12 protein-coding genes and 1 tRNA gene are annotated in these 11,848 nt (G+C 61.5%); 2 read left to right on the forward strand and 11 right to left on the reverse strand.

Going from position 1 to position 11,848, the window contains the following annotated elements; all coding sequences use genetic code 11:
• Positions 1 to 94: 94 nt before the first annotated feature.
• The 5 genes from HWY30_RS30920 to HWY30_RS30940 form a co-directional block, all read right to left on the reverse strand.
• The gene (locus tag HWY30_RS30920; protein WP_244145075.1) at positions 95 to 721 is read right to left on the reverse strand and encodes a hypothetical protein; all 627 of its coding nucleotides are present in this window, start codon (positions 719 to 721) and stop codon (positions 95 to 97) included.
• Between the two features lie 555 nt (positions 722 to 1,276).
• A complete protein-coding gene (locus HWY30_RS30925) occupies positions 1,277 to 3,046 on the reverse strand; it encodes an AAA family ATPase (protein WP_244145076.1) in 1,770 nt (589 codons plus the stop codon).
• The gene (locus HWY30_RS30930; protein WP_090802677.1) at positions 3,033 to 4,163 is read right to left on the reverse strand and encodes a hypothetical protein; all 1,131 of its coding nucleotides are present in this window, start codon (positions 4,161 to 4,163) and stop codon (positions 3,033 to 3,035) included. The genes HWY30_RS30925 and HWY30_RS30930 overlap by 14 nt, the downstream gene beginning before the upstream one ends.
• Before the next feature lies 1 nt (position 4,164).
• The gene (locus HWY30_RS30935) at positions 4,165 to 4,446 is read right to left on the reverse strand and encodes a DNA-binding protein (RefSeq protein ID WP_244145077.1); all 282 of its coding nucleotides are present in this window, start codon (positions 4,444 to 4,446) and stop codon (positions 4,165 to 4,167) included.
• 352 nt (positions 4,447 to 4,798) lie between these two features.
• On the reverse strand, positions 4,799 to 5,659 hold the full coding sequence (locus HWY30_RS30940; RefSeq protein ID WP_090802675.1) for a hypothetical protein: 861 nt from the start codon (positions 5,657 to 5,659) through the stop codon (positions 4,799 to 4,801).
• 284 nt (positions 5,660 to 5,943) lie between these two features.
• On the opposite strand from HWY30_RS30940, the gene HWY30_RS30945 reads away from it, so the two are divergent.
• Complete coding sequence (locus HWY30_RS30945; protein ID WP_208524339.1) at positions 5,944 to 7,383, forward strand: phage integrase central domain-containing protein; 1,440 nt, start codon at positions 5,944 to 5,946, stop codon at positions 7,381 to 7,383.
• Positions 7,384 to 7,634: 251 nt separating this feature from the next.
• Here HWY30_RS30945 and HWY30_RS30955 read toward each other — a convergent pair.
• The 5 genes from HWY30_RS30955 to HWY30_RS30975 all read right to left on the reverse strand — a co-directional run bounded on the left by HWY30_RS30955 (position 7,635) and on the right by HWY30_RS30975 (position 10,148).
• A tRNA-Ala gene (locus HWY30_RS30955) sits at positions 7,635 to 7,710 on the reverse strand.
• A 63-nt stretch (positions 7,711 to 7,773) separates the two neighbouring features.
• On the reverse strand, positions 7,774 to 8,127 hold the full coding sequence (locus HWY30_RS30960; protein ID WP_090802673.1) for a c-type cytochrome: 354 nt from the start codon (positions 8,125 to 8,127) through the stop codon (positions 7,774 to 7,776).
• Entirely contained in the window at positions 8,127 to 8,918 is a 792-nt protein-coding gene (locus HWY30_RS30965) for a BON domain-containing protein (RefSeq protein WP_090802672.1), read from the reverse strand. Before HWY30_RS30965 ends, HWY30_RS30960 begins: the two co-directional genes overlap by 1 nt.
• A 26-nt stretch (positions 8,919 to 8,944) precedes the next feature.
• A complete protein-coding gene (locus HWY30_RS30970; RefSeq protein ID WP_062125567.1) occupies positions 8,945 to 9,532 on the reverse strand; it encodes a phosphoheptose isomerase in 588 nt (195 codons plus the stop codon).
• 142 nt (positions 9,533 to 9,674) lie between these two features.
• A complete protein-coding gene (locus HWY30_RS30975; RefSeq protein ID WP_425199414.1) occupies positions 9,675 to 10,148 on the reverse strand; it encodes a YraN family protein in 474 nt (157 codons plus the stop codon).
• 37 nt (positions 10,149 to 10,185) lie between these two features.
• Between HWY30_RS30975 and rsmI the strand changes: the two genes are divergently transcribed.
• Complete coding sequence (gene rsmI, locus HWY30_RS30980) at positions 10,186 to 11,070, forward strand: 16S rRNA (cytidine(1402)-2'-O)-methyltransferase (RefSeq protein WP_090802668.1); 885 nt, start codon at positions 10,186 to 10,188, stop codon at positions 11,068 to 11,070.
• A gap of 120 nt (positions 11,071 to 11,190) precedes the next feature.
• On the opposite strand, the gene HWY30_RS30985 is transcribed toward rsmI, so the two are convergent.
• Positions 11,191 to 11,796 (reverse strand): septal ring lytic transglycosylase RlpA family protein, encoded by a 606-nt coding sequence (locus HWY30_RS30985; protein WP_090805547.1) that lies wholly within the window; start codon positions 11,794 to 11,796, stop codon positions 11,191 to 11,193.
• Positions 11,797 to 11,848 lie beyond the last annotated feature (52 nt).

An 11,848-nucleotide genomic window follows, 5' to 3' on the forward strand; every position in this document is an offset into this window, starting at 1 on the left:
GCGACGGTGAACCGGGTGCCAAGACCATCTGGCGAGGGCTCGATCAGGTACTCGCTGCCGCTGACACGCTACGCGCGCTCCGCGACGGGCTCGGCTAAGGACTTATGTATAACGCTATGACCGTCAGATAGCCCATATCGACCCGGACGGCCAACACCTTCGAGTACATCCTGGCTAACTCAATGACGTATTTACGGATCGACTTCTTCTCATCCTTCAATACCGCTTTCCAGTCAGCGATTTTCTTTTTGACGTTACCAGCTATCGCCTCGCGTCTCAGGTATGTCACGAAGTCGTTGAATACCTCCGCTTCGCATAACCCTTCTTCCAAATTCCATCTTGATCCTTGAAACAGGCAATAGCCGATTTTAGGATGCTTGCGAAAGCACTCGAAAAACAATTCAAAATCTGGGCTATAGGCTTGTCCTTTCCAATAAAGATCCATGAACTGATGGCACTGACGATAAAAGCTTGCAAGGTGAGACGCGTCAGTCACCTTCTTTCGTTTCCCCGTTTGCTCGATATGGAACGGCATCAATTTCGAGTACAGCACGGCGTCCATGAACTTGACCAACCGCTTGAAGAGCCAACCGTAGTTACCGGTCTTCCAGATGCGGTCTTTTTTAGTTCTGTGACCAAGGCATACGCTTTCTTGTTGAGCAAGCTGCTCGAACGTTTGATCAAGGATGTCCAGCTTCTTTTGTGGGACAAAGTCACTCATAGTCAACCTTCTTTTCTGATTTACATGATTTAAAATTTCCTTTTGTGATGAATAATTTATCAAGGAAGTAGCAGTGATTCATTGAATCGCCTTTTCAACAACAAACAACCACCATCCTGAAGAACAACTGATGATCTCACTAATTACCTAAATTCGCGATTACACAAAACGCATGCACCCTGCACTCATGAAATCAAGAATTCACGGAGGATCGATCATTATTCACCACATAATTATTAAGACTTGTCCCGACATTTTTTACCGATGGCATATGGATATTCCGTTCAACGAAGGCGCCATTCTGGAGAAAGCGGTTATATGGCTAGCGCCTGCGAACCCGTGGTCAGGATGCGCATGCTCGAACGGAGGGCGATCGGAAGGAAGAACCGCGCGATATTACTTACGGGATACGGTGTTCAGATAGGCAGTTGCCGTCGCGGTGGTTACGTCGGCTGACCGGCGCAAGTCCGCCGATTGCCGAGCCGCGTATCACCACGGCAAGCGACCACGCCCGTCCCCAGGCGTTGGGGACGGGCATGCGCCGCCGTACGCAGTTCACTGGTAATTGCCCAGAACGTAGGGCAGAAGTGCCGTCCAAAGCGCCTCCCACAACTGACGCTTTTCCGGCTGGGTCAAGTCGTCATACCCGCGAACCACAGAATCGATGACATTGGCCAGGTAATGCGCAGGGTCGTCATCGGCTGCGCGCGGACGGCGCTGGAGCTCGCGTTTTGCTTCATCGAACGCATAACCGAGAACTGCGGCGACCATGCCCGATTCGGCCTGCGGCTGATGCAGCTCAACTTGACGATCGCCTGTGCCCATTTCGTTAGCCATCACCGGCTGTGACACACCGGCGAATTCCGGGTGCGGCCGAACTTGCCCAACTTGCCCAACTTGCCCAACTTGCCCAACTTGCCCAACTTGCTCAGGTTGCTCAGGTTGCTCAGGTTGCTCAGGTTGCTCAGGTTGCTCAGGTTGCTCAGGTTGTGCATCATGCGCCGAACTGCTGATGACCGAATAACCCGCGATCGGCGAGGGCGGCGCAGGATAAACAGGCAGACCAAATGCGGGAACGGGCTGACCGGTGAATGCGCGGTTGCCGGGCGCATCGCCCGCCATGCCATTCGTCATCAGGCCGTCCATCGGCCAGTAGTCCTTCGGCAAATGACCTGGGGCGACAGGCGGCATCGATACGCCCAAGTCCATCATGCTGCGCGCGCCGGCCACGCCGGGAACAGCGCTGTGCGGCGGCAGCGACCACAGGTACGGACTCGCAGAACCCGCGCCACGCTGCTTTTGCGAGTCGATGCCAAGCTGCTCGCGGGCACGACGAAGCGTTGATTTCGAAATTCCGGCCATCGCCGCCCTTGCCTCGACATCAGACGCCGGACGCGGTCCAGCTTGGAGCTCCGCCATCAGGAAATCGCCAGCCTGCTGAAACTTGCCCGCGGCGGCACCCTGCTCACTGCTTTCAGCCCGGTCCAGGATATCCATCGCCGAACCCCGCAGCGCCGTTCCCCACTGAATCCGCGAACTTTCGATCAGCCCATGCGGAGCCGAGAGCTGCACACCGGCAGTGCGGTACAGGAAGCCGCCGTCCTCACGGCAGATATTTGCTTTCGCCTTGACGAGGACATTCCATTCCCGCACGGCTCCGAAGGAACCGCCGTCGTCGCGCGCAACCAGCATCGCGACCCGCACAACTGCGCCAAGGCCCACGCCGCCGATGATCCGCTCGAGCGGGTGCTTTTTCTTCGAAGCCTTGACCACGTGGGTCAGGCCCAACACGGCGCAGCCGGTGCGCTCGGCGAGACCGACCAGCGGCAGAAGGCTCTTTCGCACCTTGTTGTTATTACCCGGGCTACCCGGCATCAGCTCAGCGATCGAATCGACGATCACCAAGGCAACATCCCCCAGTTGCCCGATCCGCTCTTCGAGGAGCGGCAGGTCTCGAACGGGATCGAACATCCGACTCGCCCAGTTCTCTTGGGTCATGCGCAGCACTTCGACATTGCTGAGATCAGCGCCGGCGGCAGCGAGCCGCGGGATTACCGTGTCTTCGATCCCGTCTTCCGACGACCAGATCACTACGCGGCCTTTCGGGCTACGCGAACCATCCGGCCACATTCCACCAGTCGAGACCGTTGCCGCCATGGCCATCGCGATCGTGGTCTTTCCCGTCGACGGCGGGCCTGCAAGCAGATGCACTTTCGCCCAGTACAGCCAGTCCTTCCAGATCTCTCGGGGCGACAGCATCGGAATGTTTTGAGCAGATTCGAGAATCACGCCGGTGCCGGTGCTGTTAAATTTAGTTGCAAGCATGGCGCCCCCCGTTGCTACGAACGGTCACCGCACCGAATGCCAGCAACTCTCGGCGCAACTTGGCCGCGGTTGCCTGTGCGCACCCGAGGTGATTGCGGATACCCGTCACGGTTACCGGCAACTTACCCTCAACGACGTCGCACATGAGCTGCTGGAGTCGCGCATCAACGTTCTGGTCCGGGACGAAGGAGGTTACGTGGTCGTCGTGGTCGTCGGCGTCCACCTCAGTACGGACTGAATCGTGACCGTCCTTGCCGGTCGTGACGACACCGGCGCACCCGGTAGCGTCGTCGCGACGACGCGCGGACAGCGCGAAGTACCAGCCCATGGCGCCAATGCCGTCGAGCACGCAGGCGCAAACCAGTGCGAACAACAGATCCAGTTGGTCCGCGTTCACACCAAACCAGTCGGCAAGTCGCACCGTGACGGGATCGTCACGTAACGCGTCACGCATGCGCGTCGCGCGCTCGGCCTGCTCGGTCTGGCGATCTTCAGCCGACTCACGACGCTTGGCCTCGCCGGCTTCGGTCGCAAGCGCATCAAGTTTCGCCGTCAGCAAGTCGCGGCGCATACGCAAGACCGTGCAATCACCTGAGCAAGGACGGCTATCGAGGGCGCCGAGGGATGCGCGGGTTTTCAACTGCTCTTGGGCAATCGCAGTCAGATCGCGCATCGGATGATCGCTCTGCGCGAGCGCTGCCGGGGTTGCCGGTACGGCCTTCGCCCTACGCTCGCCCGCGTGCTGCTGCGCCAGCAGAAAAAACGAGGTCTGGCCGTAAAACACGACGATCAGGCCTGCGCCCCAGAGCGCTGCCGCCGCGCCCCGCACGGCAACGGGTTTGCCGCGGCTGAGCGCCGGCAGCAAGTGCATCCCGAGCACAGCGGCAGCCGCCAGCGCAATGCAGGCGAGCTGCTCCGGCAACGAGCCGCCGTGCTGCCAGCCCGAAAGCGCCGCGATGCCGAGCGAGGTCGACGTCGCCAGGATTGCCAGCAACATCGCCACGGCACGTTGTGGATCAACCGTTGCCGCAACGCCGGCGATTCCGTACGCCGCGCCACCGCATTGGCCGGTATTTACGCCGGAGCGATCGAGCAAACGCAAGATGGACTTGGACATGTTAGGCGCCCTCCCCGCGCAGGAACGTCGCGACGGCGTCTGCCTCCCACATGAGCCGGCGGTTGGCAAGCTTGATGGGCTTCAAGCCGAAGTACGAGCCCGTCTGCGAATAGCGCTTGCGAACCGACTGCGCCTGCAGGCCCATAGAGTCGGCCAACGCTTCGGTCGTAAGGTAGCTGTGCTCGGTCGGTGCCCACTGCGGCTGGACCGTTGCGACTGCGATGTGCCCCGTGATCTGATGCTGACGTTCGGCGGTAACCGCCTTGTTTGCGTTGCTGTACATGAACTTCTCCGTAGGTAGCGAAATATCGTTTCGCGCTTTGAAGAGCTGCGGAGCCGGTCAACATTGAAGACCGTCAAGCGCTTTCGCTCCACAAATCTCAGCGCAGTCAGGATTTTGTAGATCACTTTCGCCGGAGTCGCCTCGATGTACGCGAATGTACGAAGACGTGCGCCATCGACCCAAATGAGTGCTGGAGAGGAAAAAGACGAGGATGAGGGAAGCGTGGAGACGGAGCTCAGAAGCCCAGCTGGCGGGCAATCTGCCGAAGGTGTGGGTGGCAATCGCGGGTAAAATAATTGGGGACTGGTTAACCTATCCCCAATTCGATAGGCCGATGTTTTTGCGCGCTGGGTTACAGCTGCGGCGCGAAACGCTTCGTTTTCAATCTATTCAGTTGCACGCGCAACGTATCCCGTTTGAGTACGTACACTCTTCCATCGTCCAGCTTGACGGGTATTGCCTTTCCCGAAACGTAATTCTTGTCCAATCGGTCGATCACGCCTCTGGCCTCAAGAATGCCGATGATCAATGGGAAAACGACTTCGATAGCGAACGGCTCCTTGCCCTGCGATATCGCTTCGCGTTGAGCTTCGGAGATGTGCGTACCCAGTGGGTGCCAACCGCCGTCGTCCCCGACGTCGGTCACCTTCTGAAATGACGCCACGACGTCGGACGGCAAGATGGCGTTGTTCTTCCCAATTCCATGAAGCTTCAGGAATGCGTCTACCCAGGTCCGGTCAAAGAAACGGATTTCCTCATTCCAGCAGAGCTCTTCGAGCCAGACCACAAACTTCACCGGATCGAGTTCCAACGGGTAATCCTGTTCGTCCTCGCACTTTGTGTCCCAGTGTCTGAGCACCTTGCGTGCATCTGGGAATCGCGGGGATACGGTAGCCATCAAGCTCTCTCCATCGAGTCCTCTCAGGTGCTTCTCGTTCTTCGCCGGGATGCCCTCTTCGCCGTCCGGGCCCATCTCCCAGAGCCCCTTGTAGAGCCTGTCAAACTGGTCCACCCAGAATGACGGCGAGCTCGCCGGACCTGGCGGCGCATCGGGAATGCCGCACCAATATTCGGTCGGCATGAGTCCCGACAACAACAAGGCGCCCATGATTGGCGTCCATGTCTTGAAGCTGTAGAAGTGTTTCGCTCCGTTTTCCACCTTCAGGTTGAATTCGATCGTCGCGGAGCCGGGGAGAGTTGTCTTGGTCGCCATGAAGTATCCGTCCGGTAATTTTGATATCGCGGTAAGCGTTCAAAAGCAGAACGGGTCAATCGGTTCCTGTACCGACTGATCCCGAATCCCGGCGATCCTACCCGAAATGGACGCCGGCCTGTTTCAGCATCCACACCTCGAGCCTCTCGCGCAGCATAGGGCTCGCATGGTTGGCCTACCCGTGAATTTCGTTGACAGCCGGGGCTCTCGGATTCAGCTTTAGGGGCGTGGGGCCGGTTTGTCGCATCGCCGAAAATCCGTGCCCTTACGCCAGGGAGGTGTCCATGCCACTTACCGATCTGGAAGTTCGCCGAGCAGCGCCACGAGCGAAGACGTATCGGATCTCGGACGGTCGCGGAATGTATCTCGAGATCGCTCCCACCGGAGGAAAGTACTGGCGCCTCAAATACCGTTTCCTAGACCGCGAGAAGCGGCTGGCGCTTGGCGTCTACCCTGACGTCACGCTCGCCCATGCTCGCCGCAAGCGCGACGAGACACGTGCGATGTTGGCAGACGGTGTTGACCCAGGACAGGCTAAGAAAGAGAAAAAGCGCTTGGCCCGGCTCAACGCCGCGGCGACCTTCGAGGCGGTTGCGTTGGAGTGGTTCGAGAGACAGGCTCCAAGTTGGTCGACCACCCATTCCGAGAAGATCATGGGGCGCTTGAAGAAGGACTTGTTCCCGTTGCTTGGCTCGCGGCCCATTGCGGACATAACTCCGCCGGAAGTATTCGAAGTGCTACGTCGGGCAGAGTCGCGAGGAGCTCACGATACTGCGCATCGGCTCCATCAGAACTGCGGGCAGGTCTTCCGCTACGCGGTTGCGACCGGGCGCGCCGCCCGCGATGTCAGTGCCGACCTACGCGGTGCGCTACGACCGAATCGGCATACTCATTTCGCGTCGATCACGGATCCCGCAAAGGTCGGCAAGATGCTCTTTGCATTTGACGGCTTTTCGGGCACGCTTGTCGTACGCGCTGCACTGCGGTTAGCGCCATTGTTGTTCGTGCGACCCGGCGAGCTGAGGCGGGCCGAATGGGCGAAAATTGACCTCGAGCGGGGCCAATGGCGCTATACCGTTTCCAAGACGAAGACCGAGCATCTGGTGCCGCTTGCTACGCAGGCAGTCCAGATGTTGAGAGAATTGCAGGCGCTCACCGGCCAGTGGCGCTACGTATTCCCGGGCCGCGATCACAGAAAACCGATGAGCGGTGCGGCTATCAATGCCGCGCTTCAACGACTCGGTTATGACACAAAAACGGAGATCACCGGCCACGGTTTTCGCGCAATGGCGCGCACGATTCTGCATGAGCGTCTCCGCTTCCCTGCCGACGTCATCGAACACCAACTTGCGCACCGCGTACCCGGTGCGCTTGGTAACGCCTACAACCGCACCCGGTTTATCGAGGATCGGGTCGCGATGATGCAAGCGTGGGCAGATTACCTAGATCAGCTTAAAGCGGGTAGGACGCAGGACCGAAGCGTCCGAGAAACGTCCGAGGCGGGCGAATTTTTGCGTCACCATGGGACGGCAATTGGTGGAGGCGATGCCATGAGCACGCTAACTGTCACCGCGCGGGGCCGGATGACATTTACGAAAGACGTATTGGAGCACCTGGGCATCGAGCGCGGCGGGAAGGTGGAGCTGCACCTGCTACCGAATGGCCGCGCCGAGTTGAGGGAGCACGCGCGAACAGCTCCTTCCGGGATCTGCGGGGCATCCTGAAGAGCAGGACAAACGGCGCTCGCTTGAGCATTCGGCAAATTAACGAAGCGATAGTCGAAGCCGGCCTTGCAACGACAACAAGCGTGACACCTGCGCACCTGAACCGCGCGAACCGTAATCGGTCCCACAGCTTGCTTGTCAGACGGATCGAAATGGACCGGCGTGTACCAAATCCGGTTACACAGCGGTTACACGAACCGTAGAAACACAAAAGGGTTACAGGAAAATCACCTGTAACCCTTTGATATTCTTGGTGGAGAGGAAGGGGCTCGAACCCTCGACCTTCGCATTGCGAACGCGACGCTCTCCCAGCTGAGCTACCCCCCCAACACAAAAATAATTCTAGCACAGCCATTTTCCCTTTTGCCAGGCTGCGCCCCCGGGAAAACCTCATCTGGACGGCGCGCCCGCGAGCACCCAGTCGACGACCGCGCGGATGTCCGCATCGCTCATCGATTGATGGGCCGGCATCGGAATCATGCCCCATACGCCGGAGCCGCCGTCCTTCACCTTGCGCGCGAGTTTGGCCGGCGCCTGCCCGTCGCCCTTGTACTTCGCGGCGATTTGCTGGAACGACGGACCAACCAGCTTGCGATCGACGGCGTGACAGCCCATGCATGCATTCGCGGCGGCGACCTGCTGGCCGCGCGGCGCCTCGGCCGCGCGAGCACCCGACGTCATCGTGCCGGCGAGCGCGCCGACCACCAACGCGAACACGACACCCGCACGCGTCATACCGCGCATCAAGGCACCGCCTTCGGATTACCCGGTCGCACCGACGTCGACGAGTTGACCGGCGCAGGCGCCTGCTGATCGAGCGGCCGCGCGCTCACCGACGAATCGGGAATCGCGCCGACCGTCGGCTCGCTGACCTCGGGCTGCGAGGCGGCCACCGGCGCCGTCGCACCGGCGGCCGCAGCAGCTTCGGCTTCCTGCGGCTGTATGTACTGGAACACCTTGACCACCTCCACGACGCCCGGCACGCGGCTCGTGACGTCGGCGCCGATATTGCCCTCATTCATCGTGACGAGGCCCATCAGATAGACGTTGCCGCGCTCGGCCACGACCTTGAAATTGTTCGCCGAAATGTTCTTCTCGGCGATCAGAGCGGTCTTCACGCGCGTTTCGAGGTAGGTGTCGTTGGTGCGCGACGAGAACGAGCTCGCCGGCGCGATCGCCAGTTCATTGACGATCGTATTCACGTTGTTCATGTTCCGCACGATGCTCTCGGCACGCTGCTTCGACGCCTCGCCCGCGACCTCGCCGGTCAGCAGCACGCGGCGGTTGAACACCGTGACGTTGACGTGCGCGGAGTCCGGCAGATTCTGGCTGATCTGCGACAGCGCCTTCACCTGAATCTCGCGATCCTCGGTCTGCGCGCCGAGCGTGCGGCGGTCGGTCGCCATCAGCGCGCCGCCGCCCGCCGCGGCTCCGACAGCGAGAAAGCAGCCTTGCAGCGTGGCCGACAGGCCCGCCGCGACCCCGACCACGAGCACGGTTCTCACCAGTGTCTTCTTGATGCGGAAAACGCTCATCAACTAGCTCTCCTTCGAAATCAGTCTCAGTCTTCGCCGAGCAACATGGCATCGATGCCGTCGCACAGGCAATGGATGGTCAGCAGGTGCACTTCCTGGATGCGCGCCGTGCGGTCGGACGGCACGCACACGTGAATGTCGGTGTCGCTCAGCACCTCCTGCGCGCGTCCGCCGCCCTTGCCGGTCAGCGCAACGACGATCATTTCGCGCTCATGCGCGGCTTCGATCGCGGCCAGCACGTTCGCGGAATTGCCGGATGTGGTGATCGCGAGCAACACGTCGCCGGGCTGACCGAGCGCCCAGACCTGTTTCGCGTAGATCTGTTCGAACGAATAGTCATTGGCGATCGCGGTGAGCACGGAGGTGTCGGTGCTGAGCGCAATGGCCGGCAGACCTGGCCGCTCGCGCTCGAAGCGGCCGATCAGCTCGGCCGCGAAATGCTGCGCGTCGGCGGCCGATCCGCCGTTGCCGCACGCGAGGATGCGATTGCCGTTGGCGAGCGCGGCGAACATCGTGTCGATCGCGGCGGCGATCGGCATCGACAGGGTTTCGAGGGCTTCGAGTTTGACTGCCGCGCTGTCGCGGAAGTGTTGTTGGATGCGTTCGACTGACATCGAGTCTCTATCTTGTACCGCGAATGGACCGCACTGCGCGGCCGTGTTGTGAAGTCATACTGCCAGGCTGTGGCCGCCGATGAGTTCGCGCGGCACGCGAGCGCAAGTTTATCGCACTCACGCGCGTTGTCTGCGCTGTCGGTCAGACTTCGTCGGCGCGAAACGCATCGCGCAACCACACGAGCCTGCCGCTCTCGAACGCGACGACGTCGAAACGGCACGCGGGTTCGTCGCGCGGGCCGCGGTTCGTCGTGGCGCGCGTCGCGAGATAGTGCCGCGCCGCTCGCACGATGCGCTGTCTCTTCTGCCAACCGATGCTCGCAGCCGCACCGCCATAATGCCGCTGCGCACGCGCGCGAACTTCGACGAACACCAGCGCGCCGTCACGATCACTCATCACGAGATCGATCTCGCCGCCCCGACAGGTGACGTTGCGCGCCACGAAGCGCAGACGCTGGCGCTGCAAAAATTCTCGCGCGCGTGCTTCGAAAGCCGCGCCGACGGATTTGGACTGGTGAGCGCAGGAAAAGTTGTGGGGGGTTTTTGGACCGGCGTTTATGGGCATCTTTTGCGCAGTCTTCGGCACGGCCTGCTCGCGCAAGCCCACATGGCACAATGTCGGCCTCGTTCCGTCTGTTTGTGTCTTCCGTGTCATGACTCCTTTCTCCGAACTCGCGCAAGGGCAGCAGTACCCCGCCGCCGCGCTGTATGTGGTGGCCACGCCGATCGGCAACATCGCCGACATCACGCTGCGCGCGCTGCACGTGCTCGGGCTCGCGGATCGCATCGCCGCCGAGGACACCCGCAACACCGGTCAGCTGCTCGCGCGCTACGGCATCTCGAAGCCGCTCGTCGCCGTGCATCAGCACAACGAGCGCACCGCCGCGCAGCGCGTAATCGAGTATCTGCAGGCCGGCGAGCGCGTGGCCTACGTGTCCGACGCGGGCACGCCGGGCATCTCGGACCCCGGCGCCAAGCTCGTCGATGCCGTGCGCGAGGCCGGCTTCGTGGTGGTCCCGCTGCCCGGCGCGAGTGCGCTCGCCACCGCGCTCAGCGCGACCGGCGACTGGGTCGCGACGTTCTCGTTCCTCGGCTTCCTCCCGCCGAAGCCGAAGGCGCGCGCCGCCGCCTTGCAGGCGCTCGCGCAACATCCTCACGCGATGGTGTTCTACGAAGCGCCGCACCGGATCGTCGAGACGGTGCAGGCGCTCGCCGATGTGTTCGGCGGCACACGCCGTCTGCTGATCGCGCGGGAACTGACGAAGTTACACGAAGCCCTGCACCAGGGCACCCTGGCCGAAGGGCCAACGTGGCTCGCTGCCGACGCGAACCGGCAGCGTGGCGAATTCGTGCTGGTGGTCGAAGGCGCGGCGCCCGAAGCGGCCGGCGAGCACGATCACGACGCGCTGCTCGGCATCCTGCTGGAAGAATTGACGGTGAGCAGCGCGGCGAAGGTCGCGGCGGCGCTCACGGGCGCATCGCGCCACGCGTTGTACGCGCGCGCGCTGGCGCTGAAGGAAGACAAGCCCGAAACGTGAGGGTCGGGCCCGGCGGGTAAAAGGCTGACGGCAACAGAAAAGGGCCGCATGTCGCGGCCCTTCGATTTTCTACAGACGGTTGGTTCAGCCGACGCGGCATCATCGCCACGTAACGTCACATCACTTGTTCGAATCCGAGTTCGACGCGAGCGTCTCGTTCAGCTCGGCGCGCGCTTCCTGCTGCGTGAGCCCTTCAATCTTGACCCGCGCGGTGCCGGTGTGGCGCATGTCGAGCATGGCGGCGGCCGCCATCGACAGGTCGATCACGCGGCCGCGGGCGTACGGGCCGCGGTCGTTGATCCGTACGATCACCGAGCGCGAATTGGCCGGATTGGTCACGCGCACGTACGAGCCGAGCGGCAGGGTGCGATGCGCGGCCGTCAGGGCATGCATGTCGTAACGCTCGCCATTGGCGGTGCGGCGGCCGTGGAAGAAGCGTCCGTACCACGACGCGCGTCCGATCTGATGGAAGTCCGCGACGTCGACGCCGTCGTCGGTGAGCGGCTGCGCGTCAGCCAGCGGCGACGCGGGCGCGTTCGACGCGCTCGGGCTCGAGGCCGGCGCGCTACCGAACGATTGTGGTCCGAAAGAGCTCAGGTGCGTGTTCTTTGTACTTTGCGGCGTGTCGTTCGCGGACGTATCGGGCGCGCCCGGAGGCGTGGCACAGCCGGCCAGTACAAAAAAGGCAAAAAGAGTCCCTACACCACGGGTTAGCCGAGTTTTCATAAGACGTGCAATCACATTGTCGAGCCGCGTCACCCGCAAACTGCTGGGTGTG

This window comes from Paraburkholderia tuberum STM678 (assembly GCF_902833905.1).
In the GTDB taxonomy this organism is placed as follows: domain Bacteria; phylum Pseudomonadota; class Gammaproteobacteria; order Burkholderiales; family Burkholderiaceae; genus Paraburkholderia; species Paraburkholderia tuberum.

Excerpts from the sequence above, each read along its gene's own strand:
- HWY30_RS30945 (WP_208524339.1), top strand. The coding sequence starts at position 5,944 with ATGCCACTTACCGATCTGGAAGTTCGCCGAGCAGCGCCACGAGCGAAG.
- HWY30_RS30925 (WP_244145076.1), bottom strand. The coding sequence starts at position 3,046 with ATGCTTGCAACTAAATTTAACAGCACCGGCACCGGCGTGATTCTCGAA.
- HWY30_RS30940 (WP_090802675.1), bottom strand. The coding sequence starts at position 5,659 with ATGGCGACCAAGACAACTCTCCCCGGCTCCGCGACGATCGAATTCAAC.
- HWY30_RS30970 (WP_062125567.1), bottom strand. The coding sequence starts at position 9,532 with ATGTCAGTCGAACGCATCCAACAACACTTCCGCGACAGCGCGGCAGTC.
- HWY30_RS30960 (WP_090802673.1), bottom strand. The coding sequence starts at position 8,127 with ATGCGCGGTATGACGCGTGCGGGTGTCGTGTTCGCGTTGGTGGTCGGC.
- HWY30_RS30935 (WP_244145077.1), bottom strand. The coding sequence starts at position 4,446 with ATGTACAGCAACGCAAACAAGGCGGTTACCGCCGAACGTCAGCATCAG.
- HWY30_RS30965 (WP_090802672.1), bottom strand. The coding sequence starts at position 8,918 with ATGAGCGTTTTCCGCATCAAGAAGACACTGGTGAGAACCGTGCTCGTG.
- HWY30_RS30985 (WP_090805547.1), bottom strand. The coding sequence starts at position 11,796 with ATGAAAACTCGGCTAACCCGTGGTGTAGGGACTCTTTTTGCCTTTTTT.
- rsmI (WP_090802668.1), top strand. The coding sequence starts at position 10,186 with ATGACTCCTTTCTCCGAACTCGCGCAAGGGCAGCAGTACCCCGCCGCC.
- HWY30_RS30930 (WP_090802677.1), bottom strand. The coding sequence starts at position 4,163 with ATGTCCAAGTCCATCTTGCGTTTGCTCGATCGCTCCGGCGTAAATACC.
- HWY30_RS30920 (WP_244145075.1), bottom strand. The coding sequence starts at position 721 with ATGAGTGACTTTGTCCCACAAAAGAAGCTGGACATCCTTGATCAAACG.